The 22,735-nt window shown below is 63.8% G+C and carries 17 protein-coding genes; 14 read left to right on the top strand and 3 right to left on the bottom strand.

From position 1 onward, the window contains the following. Window positions 1–39 precede the first annotated feature (39 nt). The 5 genes from C9427_RS22700 (at window position 40) to C9427_RS22680 (ending at window position 3,445) form a co-directional block, all read left to right on the top strand. Window positions 40–840: a ComF family protein gene (locus tag C9427_RS22700; protein ID WP_107651341.1), complete on the top strand. Its 801-nt coding sequence runs from the start codon at window positions 40–42 to the stop codon at window positions 838–840. Between the two features lie 29 nt (window positions 841–869). Continuing rightward, entirely contained in the window at window positions 870–1,148 is a 279-nt protein-coding gene (grxC, locus tag C9427_RS22695; RefSeq protein WP_107651324.1) for a glutaredoxin 3, read from the top strand. Window positions 1,149–1,150: 2 nt separating this feature from the next. Further along, entirely contained in the window at window positions 1,151–2,032 is an 882-nt protein-coding gene (locus tag C9427_RS22690) for a carbon-nitrogen hydrolase family protein (RefSeq protein ID WP_107651323.1), read from the top strand. After that, window positions 2,029–2,454 carry a DUF1178 family protein gene (locus C9427_RS22685; protein WP_107651322.1) on the top strand — a complete coding sequence of 142 codons (426 nt, stop codon included), beginning with the start codon at window positions 2,029–2,031 and terminating at the stop codon, window positions 2,452–2,454. The genes C9427_RS22690 and C9427_RS22685 overlap by 4 nt, the downstream gene beginning before the upstream one ends. Before the next feature lie 76 nt (window positions 2,455–2,530). Further along, window positions 2,531–3,445, top strand: a complete 915-nt coding sequence (locus C9427_RS22680) for a DMT family transporter (protein ID WP_107651321.1) — start codon at window positions 2,531–2,533, stop codon at window positions 3,443–3,445. A gap of 6 nt (window positions 3,446–3,451) precedes the next feature. Here C9427_RS22680 and ubiG read toward each other — a convergent pair whose 3' ends face one another. Together ubiG and C9427_RS22670 are read right to left on the bottom strand one after the other, a co-directional pair. After that, window positions 3,452–4,201 (bottom strand): bifunctional 2-polyprenyl-6-hydroxyphenol methylase/3-demethylubiquinol 3-O-methyltransferase UbiG, encoded by a 750-nt coding sequence (ubiG, locus tag C9427_RS22675; RefSeq protein WP_107651320.1) that lies wholly within the window; start codon window positions 4,199–4,201, stop codon window positions 3,452–3,454. Window positions 4,202–4,353: 152 nt separating this feature from the next. Next, window positions 4,354–6,195 (bottom strand): CHASE3 domain-containing protein, encoded by a 1,842-nt coding sequence (locus tag C9427_RS22670; protein ID WP_107651340.1) that lies wholly within the window; start codon window positions 6,193–6,195, stop codon window positions 4,354–4,356. 250 nt (window positions 6,196–6,445) lie between these two features. On the opposite strand from C9427_RS22670, the gene C9427_RS22665 reads away from it, so the two are divergent. The 9 genes from C9427_RS22665 (at window position 6,446) to C9427_RS22625 (ending at window position 20,187) form a co-directional block, all read left to right on the top strand. Further along, complete coding sequence (locus C9427_RS22665) at window positions 6,446–7,699, top strand: aspartate kinase (protein WP_095486022.1); 1,254 nt, start codon at window positions 6,446–6,448, stop codon at window positions 7,697–7,699. 83 nt (window positions 7,700–7,782) lie between these two features. Further along, window positions 7,783–10,053, top strand: a complete 2,271-nt coding sequence (gene ptsP / locus C9427_RS22660) for a phosphoenolpyruvate--protein phosphotransferase (protein ID WP_107651319.1) — start codon at window positions 7,783–7,785, stop codon at window positions 10,051–10,053. 11 nt (window positions 10,054–10,064) lie between these two features. Continuing rightward, on the top strand, window positions 10,065–11,144 hold the full coding sequence (prfA, locus tag C9427_RS22655; protein WP_107651318.1) for a peptide chain release factor 1: 1,080 nt from the start codon (window positions 10,065–10,067) through the stop codon (window positions 11,142–11,144). Continuing rightward, complete coding sequence (gene prmC / locus C9427_RS22650; RefSeq protein WP_107651317.1) at window positions 11,137–12,012, top strand: peptide chain release factor N(5)-glutamine methyltransferase; 876 nt, start codon at window positions 11,137–11,139, stop codon at window positions 12,010–12,012. The genes prfA and prmC overlap by 8 nt, the downstream gene beginning before the upstream one ends. Before the next feature lie 327 nt (window positions 12,013–12,339). Further along, window positions 12,340–13,344 carry a DUF4167 domain-containing protein gene (locus C9427_RS22645; RefSeq protein ID WP_107651316.1) on the top strand — a complete coding sequence of 335 codons (1,005 nt, stop codon included), beginning with the start codon at window positions 12,340–12,342 and terminating at the stop codon, window positions 13,342–13,344. Between the two features lie 264 nt (window positions 13,345–13,608). Further along, entirely contained in the window at window positions 13,609–16,215 is a 2,607-nt protein-coding gene (clpB, locus tag C9427_RS22640; protein ID WP_107651315.1) for an ATP-dependent chaperone ClpB, read from the top strand. A 156-nt stretch (window positions 16,216–16,371) separates the two neighbouring features. Next, window positions 16,372–16,737 carry an MmcQ/YjbR family DNA-binding protein gene (locus C9427_RS22635; RefSeq protein ID WP_107651314.1) on the top strand — a complete coding sequence of 122 codons (366 nt, stop codon included), beginning with the start codon at window positions 16,372–16,374 and terminating at the stop codon, window positions 16,735–16,737. A gap of 252 nt (window positions 16,738–16,989) precedes the next feature. Next, the gene (locus tag C9427_RS22630; protein WP_107651313.1) at window positions 16,990–18,456 is read left to right on the top strand and encodes a L,D-transpeptidase family protein; all 1,467 of its coding nucleotides are present in this window, start codon (window positions 16,990–16,992) and stop codon (window positions 18,454–18,456) included. A 171-nt stretch (window positions 18,457–18,627) separates the two neighbouring features. Continuing rightward, window positions 18,628–20,187, top strand: coding sequence for an MFS transporter (locus C9427_RS22625; RefSeq protein WP_107651312.1), 1,560 nt, complete (start codon window positions 18,628–18,630; stop codon window positions 20,185–20,187). Window positions 20,188–20,226: 39 nt separating this feature from the next. On the opposite strand, the gene C9427_RS22620 is transcribed toward C9427_RS22625, so the two are convergent. Next, window positions 20,227–22,188 carry a M23 family metallopeptidase gene (locus C9427_RS22620; protein WP_107651311.1) on the bottom strand — a complete coding sequence of 654 codons (1,962 nt, stop codon included), beginning with the start codon at window positions 22,186–22,188 and terminating at the stop codon, window positions 20,227–20,229. Window positions 22,189–22,735 lie beyond the last annotated feature (547 nt).

The raw sequence follows: 22,735 nt of genomic DNA, 5'->3' as shown, positions 1-22,735 counted from the left end.
TTCCCGCGCTTGGATATAGTGGCGCGCAGGACCAACCACGTGGCCGATCCTATGCCAGAGATCAAGCATATTGAGATCAAGGGTATAGCTCGAAAGGCATTGGGCTGGCCGGCGCGCATCCTGTTTCCGCCGGGTTGCGCCGGCTGCCGCCGCCATGTCTCGCAACCCGGCGTGCTGTGCGGCGCCTGCTGGCCGAAACTCAGGCTTCTGGAGCGGCCCTGGTGCCCGGTGATGGGTACGCCCTTCACCCATCACATGGGCGATGGCTTCTTGTCCGCCGAGGCGATTGCCGACCCGCCGCCGTTCGAGCGGGCGCGGGCGGCAGTGGCCTATTCGGGTGTCGCCCGCCAGATGGTGCAAGGGTTGAAATACCAGGATCGCACCGATCTGGCGCCATGGATGGCGCGCTGGATGCTGCGCGCCGGCGCCGAATTGATTGCGGAGGCCGATGTGGTCGTACCGGTGCCGCTGCATTGGCGGCGCTTTTTCAGGCGCCAGTTCAACCAGTCGGCGGAGCTCGCAAGGGCGGTGTCGCAGCTTGGCGGCCTGCCTTTCGCGCCCTCGGCAATCCGCCGTGTCAAGCTCACCCGCCAGCAGGTCGGGCTGGAGCGGCACGAGCGCGAAGAGAATGTGCGTGCGGCATTCAGAGTGCCCGGCGAGGCGGAAATCGAGATCGCCGGCCGCCGGGTGCTTTTGATCGACGACGTCTATACCACCGGCGCCACCGTCCGCGCGGTCGCCAAGGCGTTGAAGAAGGGCGGGGCCGGGGCGGTCGACGTGCTGACCTTCGCGCGCGTGCTGCCGGGGGACTTTCGGGCGGACGAGTCCGCGACTATATAGGTTTGAGGGAAAGGCAGGATTGCTGACAGATGGTCGATGTGACGATCTACACTCGGATGATGTGCGGCTATTGCAGCGCGGCCAAGCGGCTGCTCGAGCGCAAGGGCGTTGCCTATACCGAACATGACGCATCCTTCTCGCCGGAGCTGCGCCAGGAAATGATTTCCCGCGCGCGCGGCCGCTCGACCTTTCCGCAGATTTTCATTGGCGACACGCATGTCGGCGGCTGTGACGATCTTCACGAGCTGGAGGCGCAGGGCCGGCTGGACAAACTTCTCGCCAACGCTTCGGCGAATTTGAGGACATGACCATGGGGGCTTTCAAGGCTGCGGCGATCCAGATGCGTTCGGGCACCAGTCCCGAGCGCAATGCGGTCGATCTGGAGCGGCTGGTGCGCAAAGCGGCAAGCCAGGGCGCGGCCTATATCCAGACCCCGGAAATGACCGGTGCGCTGGTCCGCGACAAAGAGGCAAGAGCCACCTCCTTCACCTCCGAGGACAAGGATATCATCGTCGCGACCGCACGAAAGCTGGCGAAAGAACTTGGCATTTTCCTGCATATCGGCTCGACCGCCATCCTGCGCGCCGACGGCAAGCTCGCCAACCGCGCGCTTTTGTTCGGTCCGGATGGCGCCACGCTTGCCACCTATGACAAGATCCACATGTTCGACGTCGATCTCGACAATGGCGAGAGCTGGCGCGAATCCGCCGCCTATGAGCCTGGCACAGAGGCCGTCGTCACCGGGATCAGCGGCGTTGGGATCGACGGTGCGAGGCTGGGCTTCGCCGTCTGCTACGATCTGCGCTTTCCGCAACTTTTCCGCGCCGAGGCGCTGGCCGGCGCCGATCTGCTTTCCGTACCCGCTGCCTTCACCCGGCAAACCGGCGAGGCGCACTGGCACGTGTTGCTCAGGGCACGCGCCATCGAAAACGGCGCCTATGTCGTGGCCGCCGCGCAGGGCGGACTGCACGAGGACGGCCGCGAGACCTATGGCCACTCGCTGATCGTCGATCCCTGGGGCCGCATCGTCGCCGAGGCGGCGCATGACGAGCCGGCGGTGATCGTCGCCGAGATCGATCCGGCGCAGTCGTTTGCGGCGCGCAAGAAGATCCCGAACCTGAAAAACGCGCGCGATTTTGCCGTCAACGACGGTTCGGCCGACGCACTGCCTCTCAGGGGTGCGGCGTCTTGATCCGCTTTTCCTTGATCTGCGATCACGACCACGAATTCGAAGCCTGGTTCCGCAGCAACGACGATTTCGACGCCCAGAAGAAGCGGGGCTTCGTCGATTGCCCCGCCTGTGGCTCGCACAAGGTGGAAAAGGCGTTGATGGCGCCGGCCGTCTCGACCGGGCGCAAACAGGAAAAGATCGCGCTTGCCATGGGCGAGGCGCAGAAGCAGGCGCTGGCGCAATTGAAGGCGATGGCCGAGAAAGTGCGCGAGAATGCCGACTATGTCGGCGACAAGTTCGCCGAGGAAGCGCGCAAGATCCATTTCGGCGAGAGCGACCCGCGCGGCATCTACGGCGAGGCGACGCTTGAGGAGGCAAAAAGCCTTGTCGAGGACGGCGTCGAGTTCATGCCGATCCCAAGCTTCCCAGACGACCGCAACTGAGTCAGCCAATTTTCCCGAACTGGTTCATTCGCCCGGTTGCTTTTGCTGGTCACCTCGCCGCGATCGAGGAAACATAATGAAATTTCTCTGGGATTCGGCGCTCGGCCTTCTGGTCGTCACCGGCGGGCTGCTCGGCCTGACCCTGCCGTTCGGCAAGCTGGCGACGGCTGCGGGCGTTCCGGCGGTGGTCTGGGCTTTCGTCATCTCGTTCGGCGCCGGCGGCGTGCTGTTAGGCGCCTTGCTGCTCAACGGAGAGCGCATCCGGCTCAGCCCGCACAGGCTGCGCTATTTCTTCGTCACCGCGGCGGTATCCTACGCTATCCCCAATCTCCTGATGTTTTCCGCCATTCCGCACCTTGGCGCCGGCTATACCGGCATCATGTTCACGCTCTCGCCTGTCATCACGCTGGTGTTCTCGATCCTGCTCGGCGTCAGGCGCCCCAATCTGCTTGGTGTGACCGGCATCGCCGTCGGCTTCGTCGGCGCGGTGATGGTGGCGACGACGCGTGGCGAGGCTGGCCGTCCGGCCGAGTTCTTCTGGGTGGCGGTCGGGCTGCTCATTCCGGTCAGCCTAGCCGTCGGCAACATCTACCGCACGGTCGACTGGCCCGAAGGCACCGGCCCGATCGCGCTCGCCGCCGGCAGCCATCTGGCGTCGGCGGTGATGTTGCTTGCCGGCATCCTGGCCTTGCTGGGCGCCGGTGCCTTCGGCTCGCTCGGCGGGGTGCCGCTGGTGACCGTCGCGCAGATGGCTTCGGCGGCGACGATGTTCGCGGTGTTCTTCCGGCTGCAGGCAGTCGGCGGCCCGGTCTATCTCAGCCAGATCGGCTATGTCGCGGCGGCGGTCGGTTTGCTTGCCGGCACGATCTTTTTCGGCGAGCACTACCAATTGCTGACCTGGGCGGGCGCGGCCATCATCGTTGTCGGCGTGTTCATCACCACGAAAGCGCAAAGCCAGACCACCACGAAGGCGCAAAGCCAGGCGGCGTGAGAAGGTTCAGACGGGTGCCTTCTCCGCCAGCACCATGTAGTTGACGTCCATGTCCTTCGACCGCTGCCAGCGGTCGGCTAGCGGATGGTAGACGACGCCGGTGCGGTCGATGATGGCAAGCCCGGCGCCGGCGAGCGCCTTTTCGAGCTCTTCGGGACGCACCAGCTTGCCGAACTGGTGCGTGCCGCGCGGCAGCCAGCGCAGCACATATTCGGCGCCGATGATGGCCAGGCCCAGCGCCTTCAGCGTGCGGTTGATGGTGGCGACGAACATGATGCCGCCCGGCTTGACCATCTCGCCGCATTTGGCCACGAACAGGTCGATATCGGCGACATGCTCGACCACTTCCATGTTGAGGATGACGTCGAATTTCTCGCCGGCGTCGGCCAGGTCCTCCGCCGTCGTGGCGCGATAATCCACCGTCACGCCGACCTCCGCCGCATGCAGCCTGGCCACTTCGATGTTGGTGGCGGATGCGTCGGCGCCGACCACTTCGGCGCCAAGCCGCGCCATCGGCTCGCACAAAAGCCCGCCGCCGCAGCCGATGTCGAGGAAGCGCAGGCCTTCGAACGGCCTCGCCGCGCGCGGGTCGCGGCCGAAGCGCGCCGCCACCTGGTCGCGGATATAGGCAAGCCGGATCGGATTGAACTTGTGCAGCGGGCGGAACTTGCCGTTCGGGTTCCACCATTCGGCGGCAAGAGCGGAAAAGCGTTCCACTTCTCCGGCATCGATCGTCGATCGTCGGGGCTCTGGCATGGCGTCGTCTCCCGCAGACTGAAAAAGTTCAGAGCGCAATCGGATGCAAAACCGGATACCACTTTTGCTGATCGCGCCCTGGTGCGCTAGGAAGTCGGGCGTGAGACAGCGAATGTCAAGGAAGCATTTTTCGCTGCTGACAAAGTGGCCGACTACTCCTTGTCGAGCACCTCGCGCAGTTTTGCTCCCAGTTGATCTATCGTGAACGGCTTGGCCAGGAAGTGCACATCATGGTCGATCACGCCGTTGTGGACCACCGCATTCCTGGTGAAGCCTGTGGTGAAGATCACCTTCAGTTGAGGCATGCGTGCGAGCGCTTCCTCGGCGAGCTTGCGGCCATTCATTGTTGGCATGATGATATCAGTGAAAAGCAGGGCGACAGCCGGGGTTTCCGCCAACTTCTGTAGCGCCTCCTGGCCGCTCGCGGCGTGGATGACGGTGTAGCCAAGCTCACGCATGGCATCCGTGGTGGAAGCGCGTACCCGGGCGTCGTCCTCGACGACGAGGATGGTTTCGGTGACTGGAGCGGCAAGGCTCCCGCTACGCCCGGCTGGCGTGGCAGCCTCCTCCGGACCGAAGAACCGTGGCAGGTAGATCTTGATGGTGGTGCCCTCGCCGGGCTCGGAATAGATCTTGACGTGGCCGCCCGACTGTTTGACGAAGCCGAATACCTGGCTGAGTCCCAGGCCGGTGCCCTTGTTGACCGGCTTGGTGGTGAAGAAGGGCTCGAAAGCCTTGGCCATCACGTCAGGCGTCATACCCGAACCGGTATCGCTGACCGCGACCATCACATACTGGCCGGCTGCGACCTCAGCATGGGTGGCGGCGTAGGTATCATCGAGATGGCTGTTGGCGGTCTCGATGGTCAGCTTGCCATCCTCGTCCATGGCGTCGCGTGCGTTGACAGCCAGGTTGAGAATAGCGTTCTCGATCTGACTCGGATCGGCATGGGTCTTCCACAAGCCTCCCGCCAGCACGGTTTCGATGCGGATGGTTTCGCCGAGCGCCCGCCGAAGCAGGTCCGACATTCCCGTCACCAGACGGTTGGCATCGACGATCTGTGGCGCCAGTGGCTGTTGGCGCGAGAAGGCAAGCAGCCGGGAAGTCAGATTGGCAGCCCGGCTCGCTGCGTCGGTCGCGGCTTCGATCAACTTTTGAATGTCGTGTTCGTCGCGCGCCAGCTTGCGCTGGGCGAGGTTCATCGCACTGATGATGACTGCCAGCATGTTGTTGAAATCATGAGCGATACCGCCTGTCAGCTGACCGATGGCCTCCATCTTCTGCATCTGGCGGATCTGAGATTCGGCTTTCTCGCGCGTCTGGATCTCATTGCCGAGCGCGATGTTCTTGCGCATCAGCTCCTCCTGAGCGACAGCGACTTCGCGGAAGCGGCGGCGGGACAGACGGATCGTGTAGGCGCCGAAGAGAAAGATCGCCAGTAGCGCCCCCAGCGAGCCAAGACGCAGCCACGCCTCGACCTGGTCGGTATGAGCGTCGCGCGCGCTGATGGCGGCGCCGCCAATACGCCGGATCGTGTCCATGCTGGTCCGAATCTGATCCATGGCTGCCTTGCCTTGGCCACTACGGACCAGTTCCAGCGCCTTCGTCGCATCACCTTGATCATAGAGCGCGATCGTCTCGGCCAGTTCAGCCTGTTTTTGTGAAAGCGCGTCCTTGATATGATTGATCTGCTGGACGATTTGATCGTCTGGGACTGTCATGCTGTCGATGCGGGCAAGTTGCCCAGGAATTGAGTCGAGCGCCCGCCGATAGGGTTCGAGGTAGGATTTCTCGCCGGTCAGCAGATAACCGCGCTGGCCAATCTCTGCGTCCTGCGCCAGCGAAAGCAGGCCGGAAAACAATTCCTGATACTCGATTGCCTCACGCGCGGCTTCGCGATTGGCTCTTTGGCCCTCGACGAGCACCGCGCGCGCGCCGACGATCAGCGCCAGCAACGCAAAGCCCAGGAAAAGCGGGAGCGATTGCCATCGCATGGCACGCCGAAGACGAGCGATCATTTGCCGGACCGAACCAAAAGGAATTTCCCCAGAGGGCAGCATTTGGTAAGGGGCGGCGTGGCGGAACGCAATATGCCAACGGCCTGCAGGCGGCAAAACGCCGCCAGCCTTGCGAAAGCTTGATCATTTGGCTAAGGAGGCCGCGCATTCAACGGCCGGCCAACCGGACGCATTCTTTCCGCTTTCGGCCTTCGGTCCGGCATCCAGTCAAAGGCATTTCGCTTCCATGGCGCGCATCGTGATGAAATTCGGCGGGACCTCCGTCGCCGACATCGCCCGCATCCGCAATGTAGCGCGCCATGTCAAACGCGAGGTCGATGCCGGCCATGAGGTCGCGGTGGTCGTCTCGGCGATGGCCGGCAAGACCAACGAGCTCGTGCAATGGACGCGCGAGGCCTCGCCCATGCACGATGCCCGCGAATATGATGCCGTCGTCGCCTCCGGCGAGCAGGTTACCGCCGGCCTTTTGGCGATCGCGCTGCAGAACATGGGGGTGCATGCGCGGTCCTGGCAGGGCTGGCAGATCCCGATCAAGACCGACAATGCGCATGGCGCGGCGCGCATTCTCGACATCGACGGCGCATTTTTGATCAAGCGCTTCGGCGAGGGCCAGGTGGCGGTGGTCGCCGGATTCCAGGGCATCGGGCCGGACAATCGCATCGCCACGCTCGGCCGCGGCGGTTCGGACACCAGCGCCGTCGCCATCGCGGCGGCGGTCAAGGCCGACCGCTGCGACATCTACACCGATGTCGACGGGGTCTACACCACCGATCCGCGCATCGAGCCGAAGGCGCGGCGGCTGGCCAAGATTTCCTTCGAGGAAATGCTTGAAATGGCTTCGCTCGGCGCCAAAGTGCTGCAGGTGCGCTCGGTCGAGCTTGCCATGGTGCACAGGGTGCGTACTTTCGTGCGGTCGTCGTTCGACGACCCCGACGCGCCCGGAATGGGGGATTTGCTCAATCCGCCCGGAACGCTCATTTGCGACGAGGAAGAGATCGTGGAACAGCAGGTCGTCACCGGAATTGCCTACGCCAAGGACGAAGCGCAGATTTCGCTGCGCCGGGTCGGCGACCGGCCAGGCGTGGCCGCTGGCATTTTTGGGCCGCTGGCCGAGGCCAACATCAATGTCGACATGATCGTCCAGAATATCTCCGAGGACGGCAAGTTCACCGACATGACCTTCACCGTGCCGTCCGGCGATGTCGACAAGGCGCTTGCCGTGCTCGAGCGCTTGAAGGCGACGATCGGCTATGACGTCGTGCAATCTGAAGCCGGCATGTCGAAGGTCTCGGTCATCGGCATCGGCATGAGGAGCCATGCCGGCGTCGCCGCCACCGCCTTCAAGGCGCTGGCCGACAAGGCGATCAACATCCGTGCCATCACCACTTCCGAGATCAAGATTTCGATATTGATCGACGGTCCCTATACGGAACTTGCGGTTCGCACTTTGCATTCCGTCTACGGTCTGGATAAGCAGTAGCAAGACTTTGAGTCAGTTTTTGCGTGAGCGCCGGCCGCAGGGGAAACTGCGCCGGCTGACATGCCATTGGAGAAGAAGCCGCGATGCGTGATACGGCCAGTGGCCCGCGCGTTTTGCTGAAACGGCTCCGCGAGCTCATGCAAGAGCCGCTGGAGCCGCAGGAGCGGCTCGACCGCATCGTGCGCGACATCGCCTCCAACATGGTCGCCGAAGTGTGCTCGCTCTATGTGCTGCGCGCCGATTCGGTGCTCGAACTCTATGCCACCGAGGGTCTGAACCCCAACGCCGTCCACCTAGCGCAGCTAAGGCTGGGACAAGGCCTGGTCGGCACCATCGCGGCCTCGGCGCGGCCACTCAACCTTTCCAACGCGCAGGAGCATCCCGCCTTCGCCTATCTGCCGGAGACGGGGGAAGAGATCTACAATTCCTTCCTCGGCGTGCCGGTGCTGAGGGCAGGGCGCACGCTCGGCGTGCTGGTGGTCCAGAACAAGACCATGCGCCACTACCGCGACGACGAGGTCGAAGCGCTGGAAACCACGGCGATGGTGATCGCCGAGATGATCGCCACCGGCGATCTGGCGCGGTTGACCCGGCCCGGGCTCGAACTCGACCTGCGCCGCCCGGTGAGCTTCAACGGCCTGTCCTTCAACGAGGGCGTCGGGCTTGGCCATGTCGTGCTGCACGAGCCGCGCATCGTCGTCACCAATCTGTTTAACGAGGACAGCGAGGAGGAGGTCAGGCGGCTCGACGCATCGCTTGGTTCGCTCAGGCTCTCCATCGACGACATGCTGGAACGCCGCGATGTCGCCTTCGAGGGCGAGCATCGCCAGGTGCTCGAAGCCTATCGCATGTTCGCCAACGACAGCGGCTGGGTGCGGCGGCTCGAAGAGGCGATCCGCAACGGCCTGACCGCGGAAGCGGCGGTCGAAAAGGTGCAGAGTGACATGCGCGCCCGCATGATGCACATGACCGATCCGTATCTGCGCGAGCGGATGAGCGATTTCGACGATCTCGCCAACCGGCTGCTGCGCCAGCTGATGGGGCGCGGACCGGAGGATGTCGCGGCCTCGCTGCCGAAGGACGCCATCATCGTCGCCCGCTCGATGGGGGCCGCCGAGCTGCTCGACTACCCCAGGGACAAGCTGCGCGGCGTGGTGCTGGAGGATGGGGCTGCGACCAGCCACGTCGTCATCGTGGCGCGCGCCATGGGCATACCGGTCGCCGGCCAGATGAAGGGCGCCGTTTCCATGGCGGAAAATGGCGACGCCATCATCGTCGACGGCGAGGAGGGCATCATCCATCTTCGCCCGCAGCCCGATCTCGAAGCCGCCTATGCCGAAAAGGTCCGCTTCAGGGCGCGGCGGCAGGAGGTTTACCGCGAGCTGCGCAAGAAGCCGTCGGTGACCAAGGATGGTGTCCAGGTCGATCTCTTGATGAATGCGGGCCTGGCCGTCGACCTGCCGCAGCTCGCCGAGGCGGGCGCGGCCGGCATCGGCCTGTTCCGCACCGAGCTGCAATTCATGGTTGCCTCGACCTTTCCCCGCGCCGAGGCGCAGGAAAAGCTCTATCGCGACGTGCTCGACGCGGCGCGCGGCAAGCCGGTCACCTTCCGCACCATCGATATTGGCGGCGACAAGGTGCTGCCCTACTTCAAGGGCGCGATCCAGGAAGAGAACCCGGCGCTCGGCTGGCGCGCCATCCGGCTGACGCTCGACCGGCCGGGCCTGCTCAGGACGCAGATTCGTGCGCTTCTGAAGGCCAGCGGCGGACGTGAACTGAAGCTGATGCTGCCGATGGTGACGGAGCTTGGCGAGATCGCCCAGGCGCGCGAGATCATCGATCGCGAGGTGCGGCATCTGTCGCGTTTTGCCCATCATCTGCCGACCAGCCTGAAGCTTGGGGCCATGCTCGAAGTACCGTCGCTGCTGTTCCAGCTCGACGAGCTGATGAAGGCGGTCGATTTCGTCTCGGTCGGCTCGAACGATTTGTTCCAGTTCGTGATGGCGGTCGATCGCGGCAACACGCAGCTCTCCGATCGCTTCGATACGCTGTCGACGCCGTTCCTGCGCGTCTTGAAGCAGATCGCCGATGCCGGCGTGCGCAACCACACGCCGGTGACGCTGTGCGGTGAACTCGCCGGAAAACCCATATCCGCGATGGCGCTGATCGGCCTGGGCTACCGCTCGATCTCGATGTCGCCGGCCTCGATCGGACCGGTCAAGGCGATGCTGACGGAACTGCCGCTGGACGAATTGCAGGCATTCTTCGCAGACAATCTGATGGCGCCGGCGCAGGGGCTGCCGATGCGGGCATTGCTGCAAGCCTTTGCCGACGACCGTTCGATCCCATTGTAGTAGTACCCACCATGATCAACCTGCCCCGCGACCGTATGGATCAAGTCGTCAAGCGTTTCGATATGCTCGAAGCGCAGATGTCGGCCGGGCCGGCGGCGGACGCCTATGTCCGGATGGCCTCGGAATATGCCGACATCCAGGAGATGGTGGCAAAGATCAGGGCGCTGCGCGCCGCCGAGCGAGAGCAGGCCGATCTGGAGGCAATGCTTGCCGACAAGGGCACCGATGCCGAGATGCGGGCCCTGGCGGAGGCCGACCTGCCGGGGGTCGAGGAACGCATCGAGGCGCTGCAGAAGGATATCCAGATCCTGCTTCTGCCCAAGGACGCCGCCGACGACAAGAATGCCATCCTCGAAATCCGCGCCGGCACCGGCGGCGACGAGGCGGCGCTGTTCGCTGGCGACTTGTTTCGCATGTATGAGCGCTACGCAGCGTCCCGCGGCTGGCGTTTCGAGACGGCCTCGGCCAGCGAGGGCGAGGTTGGTGGCTACAAGGAGATCATCGCCACCGTGTCGGGCAAGGGGGTCTTTGCCCATCTGAAGTTCGAATCCGGCGTGCATCGCGTGCAGCGCGTGCCGGAGACCGAGGCCGGCGGGCGCATCCATACCTCGGCGGCGACGGTCGCGGTGCTGCCGGAGGCGGAAGAGGTCGACATCGAGATCCGGGCGGAAGACATCCGCATCGATACGATGCGTGCCTCGGGCTCTGGCGGCCAGCACGTCAACACCACCGATTCGGCGGTCCGTATCACCCATCTGCCGACCGGCATCATGGTGGTGCAGGCGGAGAAGTCGCAGCATCAGAACCGGGCGAAGGCGATGCAGATCCTGCGTGCGCGGCTCTACGACCTGGAGCGCGGCAAGGCCGACGAGGAGCGCTCCGAGTCGCGAAAATCGCAGGTCGGCTCGGGCGACCGCTCGGAGCGCATCCGCACCTATAATTTCCCGCAAGGCCGGGTCACCGACCATCGCATCAATCTGACGCTCTACAAGCTCGACCGGGTGATGATGGGCGAACTCGACGAGATCGTCGACGCGCTGATCGCCGATCATCAGTCGAAGCTGCTCGCCGACATGGGCGTCGATGGCTGACACTTTGCCTGATGCACTTGGGCCGTTGTTGCGGGCGGCGCGGCAACGCCTGACAGAAGCCGGCGTGAATGATCCGGCCCTGGACGCCAGGCTGATTGTCGAACATTTTTCCGCCACGACCCGCACGCAGGCCATCGCCGATCCCGAGCGCAAGGTCGGCCCTGACGCGGTCGCCGCCATCGATGCGGCCCTGAGGCGGCGCATCTCCGGCGAGCCGGTGCATCGCATCCTCGGCTACCGCGAATTCCACGGCTTGCGCCTGTCGCTGTCGCCGGAAACGCTGGAGCCGCGACCCGACACCGAAACGCTGGTCGAAGCGGTACTGCCCTTCGTGAAAGCGACAGCGGAGCGGCAAGGCGAATGCCGCATCCTCGATCTTGGAACCGGCACCGGCGCCATCGCACTGGCGCTGCTCGATGCCGTTCCTGGCGCGGTTGCCACCGGCGTCGATATTTCCCAGGACGCGTTGACGACCGCCTTGCGCAACGCCGGGGATCTGGGGCTGGCCGGCAGGTTCAAATCGCTTCAATCCGACTGGTTCGAAAAAGTTTCGGGCCGGTACCATGTAATTGCCGCAAACCCTCCCTATATACCGACGCAAGACATTGAAAATCTGCAGGACGAAGTCCGCGATTTCGATCCGCGCAAAGCCCTGGATGGCGGCGCTGACGGTCTGAGCCCCTACAGGATCATTGCCGCCGAGGCGGCAGGTTTTTTGGACCTCAAGGGCATAATAGCGGTCGAGATCGGCCATACGCAGCGCGACGAGGTCACGGACATTTTTTCTACAGCCGGCTATGGGCGGACTGCGGTGTCTGGCGATCTGGGCGGAAATGACAGGGTTCTGGTCTTTGAACACAGGTTCTGATCGAGGAACAGACAAAGCCGTGATGCAGTGCGAAAAAACCGCTTGGCAATGCCGGGGAATGCGGCTAGGGTCGCCTTAACCGGATGAGACGAAGCAGGCAGTGCTCTTAGCGATTCGGTTTTCCTTGGAAATAGCTGCCTTCTTGCGCAAACGACGCCCAAGCTTCGTGCGGGAATCGTCCGGCAAGTGATGTAACCGGAACAGGATGACACGTGGCGCCAACGCAATCGATGCGGGCGAACGCCGGTGAAGAAACGAAACGGCTGGCTGCATGAGCGCCTCCGTTCGTGAAGAGTTGTTCGAAAATTTCAAAATGAAGAGAGTCGAATGAGGCCACAACAGCAGAACAGGCGCATGCGCGGTCGCAACAGCGGCGGCGGCGGCAACAACAATAACAACAACCGCAAGGGCCCAAATCCCCTGACGCGCAACTACGAGAGCAACGGCCCGGACGTGAAGATCCGCGGATCGGCTCAGCAGATCGCCGAAAAATACGCAACCCTTGCCCGTGACGCGCACAGCTCCGGCGACCGGGTGATGGCGGAAAACTATCTCCAGCACGCCGAGCACTACAATCGCATCATTGCAGCCGCGCAGGCGCAGATGCCGATCCAGAACGCGCAGCAGAACCGCGACGATTTCGACGAAGATGGCGATGAAGATCGCGACGAGTTCGACAATGCCGGCACCAATGCCGGCGAGGCTTCGGTTCCAGCGGCCAGCCATGGCGCCGGCCCGCAGCCGGTCATCGAGGGCATGCCGGCCGAGTTGGCGTTCAACCAGGAAAACGGCCGCGACAATCGTGACAATGGCCGCGACAACGGGGGCCGCGACAATGGTGGCCGCGATAACAATGGCGGTCGCCATCGCGACCGTCGCCCCAATGGCGGTTACGGCCAGAACGGCCAGCGCGGCGAGTATGGTTCGCGCGGCGAGCAGGGCGGCCAGCGCGGCGATCAGAACCGGCGCAACGAGGCGCCGGTGCAGGCGGAAGCCGTTTCCCAGGCTGAAACCGGTTTGGCGCCCCAGGCCGAAACTGGTTTTGTGCCCCAGGCCGAGCCCGTTGTTGCCGCCGAACCCGCGCCGCAGTTTAGCAATTTTTCGCCGGCCGCTCTCGCCGCACAGGCCGAGATGAACGAGGCCGCGAGCGAAAATGGCGCTGCGCGCCGTCCCAGGCGCCCGCGGCGTCCGCGTGCCGATGCCGCCCAGGGGGTAGATCAGGCAAATGCAAACCAGACAGATAGCGTTAGCGACAATGCCGGTCCCGGCGAAGTGGCAGTGCCGGTTGAAGGTGGTGGCGAAGCTGTCGTTGCCGACGTCGACAACCGATAGACAGACTTTTCCAACCGGGGTTTAAAGCCGGGTTAGAGCCAAGCCAAGTTAGAGCATCCTTACCCCAGGCGGCGGAGAGAAATCTCCGCCGTTTTTGTTTTCGCCCCAGTGGAATATTATGCATTGACCGATATCAAGGCGTCTTGAGAGACCACGGCCTATGCACCATATCTCGCGTGAACAGGATCCGGCTCGAATGGGCGGGTCCGTCACCGCAATCTGATCCGGCGCCGCAAAGCGGGCCGGTGATGGAAGGAGACAGATATGAACCTTGAGAAATATTCCGAGCGTGTGCGCGGCTTTATCCAGTCCGCGCAGACCATGGCGCTCTCGCGCAGCCACCAGCAATTTACCCCCGAACATATCCTGAAAGTGCTCGTCGACGACGAGGAGGGCTTGGCCGCCTCGCTGATCGAGCGTGCCGGCGGCAGCGTTCGCGACGTCAAGCTCGGTGTCGAATCCGCCCTCGAAGCGATGCCCAAGGTGGAAGGTGGCAATGGCCAGCTTTATCTGGCGCAGCCGCTGGCGAAGGTGTTTTCGACGGCCGAGGAACTGGCCAAGAAGGCTGGCGACAGCTTCGTCACGGTCGAGCGGCTGCTGACCGCGTTGGCGGTCGAGAAATCCGCCAAGACCGCCGACATCCTGGCCAAGGCCGGGGTGACCGCGCAGGCGCTGAACCAGGTGATCAACGATGTCCGCAAGGGCCGCACAGCCGATTCGGCGAGCGCCGAACAGGGTTATGACGCGCTGAAGAAATATGCGCGCGACCTGACCGCGGATGCCCGGGCCGGCAAACTCGATCCGGTCATCGGCCGCGACGACGAGATCCGCCGCACCATCCAGGTGCTGTCGCGACGCACCAAGAACAATCCGGTGCTGATCGGTGAACCCGGCGTCGGCAAGACGGCAATCGCCGAAGGGCTGGCGCTGCGCATCGTCAATGGCGACGTGCCGGAATCGCTGAAGGACAAGCAGTTGATGGCGCTCGACATGGGCGCGCTGATTGCCGGCGCCAAATATCGCGGCGAGTTCGAGGAGCGGCTGAAGGCGGTGCTCAACGAGGTGACCGCCGCGGCCGGCGGCATCATCCTGTTCATCGACGAGATGCACACGCTGGTCGGCGCCGGCAAGGCCGATGGCGCGATGGATGCGTCGAACCTTTTGAAGCCGGCGCTGGCGCGCGGCGAGCTTCACTGCGTCGGCGCGACCACGCTCGACGAATACAGGAAGCATGTCGAGAAGGACGCAGCCCTTGCCCGCCGCTTCCAGCCGGTCTTCGTCGACGAGCCCACGGTCGAAGACACCGTCTCGATCCTGCGTGGCCTGAAGGAGAAATACGAGCAGCACCATAAGGTGCGCATCTCGGATTCGGCCCTGGTCGCCGCGGCGACGTTGTCCAACCGCTATATCGCCGACCGGTTCCTGCCGGACAAGGCGATCGACCTCGTCGACGAGGCCGCGTCGCGGCTTCGGATGCAGGTCGATTCGAAGCCGGAGGCACTGGACGAGATCGATCGCCGCATCATGCAGCTCAAGATCGAGCGCGAGGCGCTGAAGGTCGAGAAAGACGAGGCGTCGAAGGACCGGCTTGCCCGCCTTGAGAAGGAACTCGCCAATCTGGAAGAAGAGTCGACCGAGATCACCTCGAAGTGGCAGGCGGAGAAGCAGAAGCTCGGGCTTGCCGCCGACCTCAAGAAGCAGCTCGACGAGGCGCGCAACGAGCTCGCCATTGCCCAGCGCAAGGGTGAATTCCAGCGCGCCGGCGAGCTCGCCTATGGCAAGATCCCGGAACTGGAAAAGAAGCTGAAGGAAGCCGAAGCCCAGGATGGCAAGGTCGGCATGGTCGAGGAGGTGGTCACGCCCGACCATGTCGCCCATATCGTGTCGCGCTGGACTGGCATTCCGGTCGACAAGATGCTGCAAGGCGAGCGCGACAAGCTGTTGCGCATGGAAGACGAGATCGGCAAGCGCGTTGTCGGCCAGGGCGAGGCGGTGCAAGCGGTGTCGAAAGCCGTCCGCCGCGCCCGTGCCGGCCTGCAGGATCCGAACCGGCCGATCGGCTCGTTCATGTTCCTCGGCCCGACCGGCGTCGGCAAGACCGAACTGACCAAGGCGCTGGCCAGCTTCCTGTTCGACGACGAAAGCGCGATGGTGCGCATCGACATGTCGGAGTTCATGGAGAAGCACTCGGTCGCCCGATTGATCGGCGCGCCTCCCGGCTATGTCGGCTACGAGGAAGGCGGCGCGCTGACCGAAGCGGTGCGGCGCCGGCCCTATCAGGTCGTGCTGTTCGACGAGATCGAAAAAGCGCATCCCGATGTCTTCAACGTGCTGCTGCAGGTGCTCGACGACGGCCGCCTGAGCGACGGGCAAGGCCGCACGGTCGACTTCCGCAACACTTTGATCATCATGACGTCGAACCTCGGCGCCGAATATCTGGTCAATCTCGGCGAGGACCAGGACGTCGATCAGGTGCGCGACGAGGTGATGGGCGTGGTGCGGGCATCATTCCGGCCTGAATTCCTCAACCGCGTCGACGAGGTGATCCTGTTCCACCGGCTGCGCCGGCAGGATATGGGCCGCATCGTCGAGATCCAGCTCAAGCGGCTGGAAAGCCTGCTCGTCGACCGCAAGATCGCGCTGTCGCTGGATCAGGAGGCGATCGACTGGCTGGCGGCCAAGGGCTACGACCCGGCCTATGGCGCGCGGCCGCTGAAGCGGGTGATGCAGAAGGAACTGCAGGATCCGCTGGCGGAGAAGATCCTGCTCGGCGAGATCCTCGACGGCTCGACCGTCAAGGTCACCGCCGGTTCCGACCGGCTGAACTTCCGCTCGAAGCCGGCGGTCGTGGCGACCGAGGCGGCGGCCTGAGTTCAGGCGGCTTTTCAGGAAAAGTGCCAGGGGCGCCGCGCGTTCGGAAGGACGCGCGGCGCCCTTGTTTTATGCAAGTCGTTGTCGCAAAACCGCTGCGCGCGCCGGTTCAACCCCCGAGGGCCTTTTGCGCGACATGCATTTGAAAGGGCGCGGGTGACGCTGGACGACTACAACGGCTTTTGCGCTTCGCTGCCTGCGACGACCCATGTCGTCCAGTGGGGCGGCGCCCATGTCTGGAAGGTCGGCGCCAAGGTGTTTGCCATCGCCGGCTGGGACGAGGGCAAGCAGCCCTTCGTCACCTTCAAATGCTCCGAAATCGCCTATGACATACTGAAGGAACAGCCTGGCCTTCGGCCCGCGCCCTATCTTGCCTCGCGCGGCATGAAATGGATCCAGCGCCAGACGGGCGAGAGCATGGATGACGACGCACTGAAGGACTATTTGCGCGAAAGCCACCGCCTTGTCGTGCTGAAACTGACGAAACAGGCGCGGCGGGAATTGGGGTTCGCTGGAAGCTAACGCATGTTGCTCCAGCCTGCCAGAAATCCGCCATCTTCATGCCCGGTTCATGTTGGATCCTTATCGTGGCAACTGATTTGCTGGCGAAGGGGTTCGCCTGCCGCATTTGCCCGAAAATCGAATTCGATTTTCGGAACGCACGATGCGGAGATCTAAAGTGTTAGAGCGTCCTTTGCGCGTCCGAAACGACGCGCGGCGCACTAAAAAGGCAATGCAGGGCGGCGGCATTTGGGACCGGAGAGTTTGACCATCATGTTTCGCGGGATATTCACCCTTTCGGCGCTTGCCATCGGGCTGCTGGTGTCGAATGCGATGGGCTCGCCAATGGCGGATACCGCGCCGCGACCTGTTCGCGCGAGTGATTCCGGCGGCATTCTTGTGGCCCAGAACGGCAATGTCGACGTCTATTACGACGCCAGGGGAAACCGTGTCCTCGTCGATGCCGAAACCGGCAAGGTCATCGCCATCCAGCCGCCGCAGACCAGGTATGACCGCCGTGCGCTGCGCCGCGAGCGCTGGCGCAATCTCGGGCCGGTCGAGAATGACGACGATTATCTCGGCGACCCGCAGGATACAGCGCGCGCTCGCCGCAGGCAGCTGGACGAGCAGGGCCGCATCATCGAGCCACCGGCCGACGGATACGATCCCTACGGCGACAATTCGGTGGAGGCCTTTCCGGAAGCGCCACAGGACGACGGCGGCTACGGCAACACTTACCCGGAAGCGCCGCAGCCGGCAAAGCCGCGCACCATCGAGCGCCAGCCGCTCGATGAAGCCTCGATCGAACCGGTCGAGCCGGCCGCACCGGCCGAGCAGGCGGCGCTGCCGCCGAAGACCGGTGGCAAAACCACGGTCGACCCATCGCTCTCGCTCGGCGCACGCCAGGATATCGCCGGGCTACAGGTGCTGCTCGACCGCGCCGGCGCTTCACCTGGCGTCATCGACGGGCGCTTCGGCTCGAATGTCGACAAGGCGCTCGCCGCCTACAATGAGATCACCGGCGGCAATCTGCGTTCGACCGATGCGGTCGGCATCCAGGCAGCCCTTGCGCAATCGGGCGGCGATGCCTTCGCCTCCTACACGATCACACCGGAGGATGCGGCCGGCCCCTATGTCGCATCGATACCGGAGGACTACAGCCAGAAAGCGCAGCTCGACCGCATGGGCTATACCTCCGTCACCGAGGCGATCGCCGAGCGGTTTCACATGGACGAGAACTATCTGAAAGCGCTCAATCCGGACGCCAATTTCAACCGGCCCGGCACGATCATCAAGGTCGCGAATTTCGGCAAGCTGGTGGCAAAGCCGGTGGCGCGCATCATCGCCGACAAGGGCAAGAAAGAGGTCTTCGCCTATGACGCGTCGGGCAAGCTGGTCGCTGCCTATCCGGCCACCATCGGTTCGTCGGACACGCCGTCGCCCTCCGGCACGCATGCGGTGTCGCGGGTCGCGCTCGATCCCAACTACACCTACAATCCCAACATCAATTTCAAGCAGGGCGAAAACGACAAGGTGCTGACCATTCCGCCTGGCCCGAACGGACCGGTCGGCTCGGTCTGGATCGCCTTGGACAAGCCGACCTACGGCATCCACGGCACGCCCGATCCGTCCAAGATCGGCAAGACCGAAAGCCATGGCTGCGTGCGACTGACCAATTGGGACGCGCGCGAACTGGCCAGGATCGTGTCGCCCGGCGTCACGGTGGAATTCGTCGACTGAACGCAGCCGCTCGGATCGGCCGACGATCCGGTGCAGGAGCGGATCTGCTATCCCCGACCTTCGTCCGCCGATCAGCCCAAGCTGTCCTGCGTACCGGGCCCCCGTCTGGTTTCAACGACTGTAACCTGCTGGCCGGTTGTTGACGATGCATCGGAGGTCTAAGCAGGCCCCATGAAATCTCCAAGCGAAGCCGCCGCCACGCCCCTGACCGGCTCTCTTCCGGCCGATGCGTTCTGCCCGCAATCGCGGCGCAGGTTCGTGCTGATCGCGGCGATCCTGGCTTCCGCGCTCGGTTTCATCGACGGTTCGATCCTGGCCATCGCCACGCCGGCGATCCGCGTCGATCTCGGCGCAAGCCTGGCCGAAGCGCAGTGGATTTCCAATGCCTATGCCCTGACACTCTCGGCGCTGATCCTTATCGGAGGTGCGGCCGGCGACCGTTTCGGCCTGCGCCATGCCTTCGTCGCAGGCATCGCGCTGTTCATTGTAGCCTCGCTTGCCTGCGCGGTGGCGCCTAATCCCGGGGTGCTCATCGCGTTTCGGGCCATCCAGGGCATCGGCGCCGCCATCATGGTGCCGGGCAGCCTGGCCATCATCGCCAAGGCCTATCCGAAGAAGGAGCGCGGCAGGGCCATCGGCATCTGGGCGGCGGCTTCTGCGCTGACGACGGCGCTTGGCCCGGTGCTGGGCGGCTTTGTCCTGTCAGCCTTCGGCGACGGCATCTGGCGGGCGATCTTCGCGATCAACCTGCCGCTCGGCCTTCTCTCGATCTACCTTTTGCTGGCCAAGGTTCCGGCCGACGCGCCGGCAGACAAGCGAAGCCTCGATCTCGGCGGCGCCGCGCTCGCCACATTGGCGTTCGGAGCGCTTGCCTACGGCCTGACCGCGATGAGCGCCGAGGGCGGCGGGCATATGTCGGGACCGGCTATTGTCATCGGCGCGGTGCTGCTTGTCGTTTTTATCTTCTTCGAGCTCCGGCAGCGCGAGCCGATGATCGACCTCTCGCTGTTTCGCATCCGGGCGTTCGCCGGCGCCAACGTCGCGACCTTCTTCCTCTATTTCGCGCTGTCGGCCAACCTGTTCTACCTGCCGATGCTGTTGATTGCCGGATGGGGGCTGAGCACGGCGGAGGTCGGCTTCATCTTCCTGCCGCTGTCGGCCTCGATCGCGCTGCTGTCGGGGCCGGTCGGCGAGTGGTCCGACCGGATCGGGCCGCGTTTTCCGATCGCCAGCGGCAGTCTGGTCGTGGCTTTCGCCTTTGCCGGCCTCGCTCTGCTCGCCCATGCCGGCATCCACAATTTCTGGACCGGGACGTTTCCGCTGATGGCGGTGATGGGGCTCGGCATGGCGCTGGTCGTGTCGCCACTGTCGACCGCGATCATGACCGCCGTCGAGGACAAGGACACGGGCGCCGCCTCGGGCATCAACAATGCGGTTTCCCGCATTGGCGGCCTGATCGCGGTGGCGGCGATGGGCTCGCTCGCGGCCTGGGTCTATTCGACGATGCTGGACACCAACGTCGGATCCGGCATTCCGGGTTTTGGCGAACCGGCATCGGCCGGGCTGGCGCCTGAACTGGATGCAGCCAGGCTTGCCGCCAGCGACGCGGCCTTCGCGGCCGTCTCCATTGCAACCGCGCTGCTTTGCCTGCTTGCCGCGATCATTGCCTGGACGACGATTTCCGGGCAGGCACTGCCTTGGTCGCGCCGCGCGGAAAACCCGCAGACCTGATGCTCAGCACGGTCATTCGGGATTGATTCTGAGGAAGGTCTAACCTTCGATCTTGGCGCTCGCGACCTTCAGCGAATTGCTGTCTTCCTGCTTGAGCAGGTCGTCGATGCGTTCGCGCTCGCGCTTGAAGGCGACGAGATCGTCGCCCTTCAGCACCTTGCCGACCGGCAGGCGAACGCGCATAGGGTCGACCTTGGTGCCGTTGACGATCAGTTCGTAGTGGAGATGCGGGCCTGTGGAGAGGCCGGTCTGGCCGAGATAGCCGATGGTCTGGCCCTGGCGGACACGCACGCCCGGTTCGATGCCCTTGGCGAAAGCGCTCTGGTGATTGTAGGAGGTCTCGTAGCCATTGGCGTGGCGGATGATGATCTGCTTGCCGTAGCCGCCGGCCCAGCCGGCCTTCTCGATCACGCCGTTGCCGGCGGCAATGATCGGCGTGCCGATGGGGGCCGCCCAATCGACGCCGGTGTGCATGCGCACATAGCCGAGGATCGGGTGCCTGCGGGCGCCGAAGCCGGAGCGGAATTTTCCTGCGGGCAGGGGATTGCGCAACAGGAACTGCTGGGCGCTCGAGCCGTCCTCGTCGAAATAGTCGGTGCTGCCGTCCTGCATCTGGAAGCGGTAGAAATTGCGTGTCGTCCCGCCGAAGGTCGCCGAGACGTAGAGCAGTTCGGACTCGTCCGACGCCTGGTCGTCGCCGTCCGGCTGCGAGAACAGCACCTCGATGCGATCCGACGGGCTGAGCCGCGACTGGAAATCGACACCGGACGCAAGCAGCTTGATCAGCCGCTTGGTCATCGCCTTGGACATGCCGTAGGAATAGGCGGCACGGTAGATGCCGTCATAGATGTTCGGCAGATTGCCGCGCACCACCACCGGCGGCGAATCATCGAAGGCGGTCAAAAGTTCGGGATTGGGCTCCGGCTCCTGCGCCGGCACATACTGGCCGCGGTCGTCGAGCGCGATAGTGACGATATGCTGGGTCCTGTCGTAGACGCTGGTGCGGACGACCTTGGCGGTGTCGCCACGGACTTCAAGCCCGACGCGCAATACGGTTCCGGCCTTGAGCGCCGGGGCGTTCAGCAATTTGGCGATCGCTTCGGCCATGCCGGTGGCGTCGTCGCCCGTATAGCCCGAATCAGCCAAGGCTTCCGCTATGTCGCGGTCCTTGGTGAAGGGAATGATTTCCTCGGCAAAAGCCGGCGTCTGATCATCGGCAATGGCGCGCGGCGCCACCGAGACGTTTTCCGGCACGATCTTGACGTCGTAGGAGCCGGCCATCGATTCGGCAAAGGCTTCACCGAATCGCTGCGGGTCGACATAGTGCAGCGACGCGACCTGCACGGCGCCGTCGCTGAGACCAGTGCCGGCCTCGCGCACCACTTTCTCCACCTCGTCGGCGGACAAGTCGCTCCTTTCGTCGAAAGCCGCCGTCTCGATCGGGAAATCGATCGTCTTCAGGCTCATCTCGCTTTCGACCTTGGCGCCATAGATCTGGCTAGGAACGGCGGAAGCTGTTGCCGGCTGGGCATCATCGTCGCCGTCGTTGCCAAATACCTGCATCGGGTCGAAAGGCGGATAGGAGCGGCTGGTCGTTTGCCCGGCAAGCGTCATCTTGATCTGCACGAAAGGCATGGTGTGAATGACATCGCGGTCGCCGACCTTGGTGACCATCGACACTTCCATGCGCCGGCGGTCCTTGGCCTTGGCGATCTGGCGCAGTGCCACCAGCCGCGCCGTCTTGGCGGCCTCGCCGGAATCGTCGCCGCTGGCAAGGCTGATCAGCTCGGCGATCTCGGGTGGAGTCGCCAATTGCTGGCGCCCGTCGAGGGCTGCAAACAGCGCCACGCCCATCAACACACTGGAAGTCACGCCGGTCAGAAAAGTGCCCGACAGCCAGCGCGCCGAAACCTCGCGCCGGTCGGGCGGGCCGCTGCGGCCATCCGCGATCAGCGGCGGCTCGTTGCCAAGTTCGGCTATAACGTCTTCCGTATCTGGCATCCAGAAAGGCTGCTTCTTCCCCGGGGCGGAACGGCTTGTCGTCTTTTATGGCCATGACATTTGCCTGTCACGGCGGGCGAAGTCAACGAAGCGCCTGGCGCCGGTCGAAATCCCCAATCATACGTCTCTCTCGGCGGCTCTCTTATAGTCTCTTATGGGAGGCCCTCTTTTGGTCTCTTATACAAGGCCCTTCCAGGCGGCATTTCGCCGGTGGGACGCATGCCTTCTTTCGTTGGCTTGGTGTCTAACCGCAATGCGGCGGCAATAGGGCTCGACCGGGAAGACCGGACTTGTCATCCCCCGCTTCGCTACCCCTGCCGCAGCGGCAGTCGGCTATTGAAAATCGGCGCCGAAAAATTCGTCGCAAAAAATTCAAAAAAGTTCGAAATCGGTGTTGACACTTTGGACGGCCCCCGACTATATACGCCTCACCAACGAGGGCGGCGCGCCGCTGGCGACGAAGAAGTTCGCTTCTAAATCTGCCCTCTGCGAAATTCAAGAGAGCCGCGTGAGCGACACTCAACAGGCCCCGAAGCCAAAAGCGTAA

It is taken from the genome of Mesorhizobium helmanticense (assembly GCF_003034915.1).
Taxonomy (GTDB): domain Bacteria; phylum Pseudomonadota; class Alphaproteobacteria; order Rhizobiales; family Rhizobiaceae; genus Mesorhizobium; species Mesorhizobium helmanticense.
The sequence above is the reverse complement of the archived record's forward strand: the minus strand, read 5'-3'. Positions and strand labels throughout refer to the sequence as shown.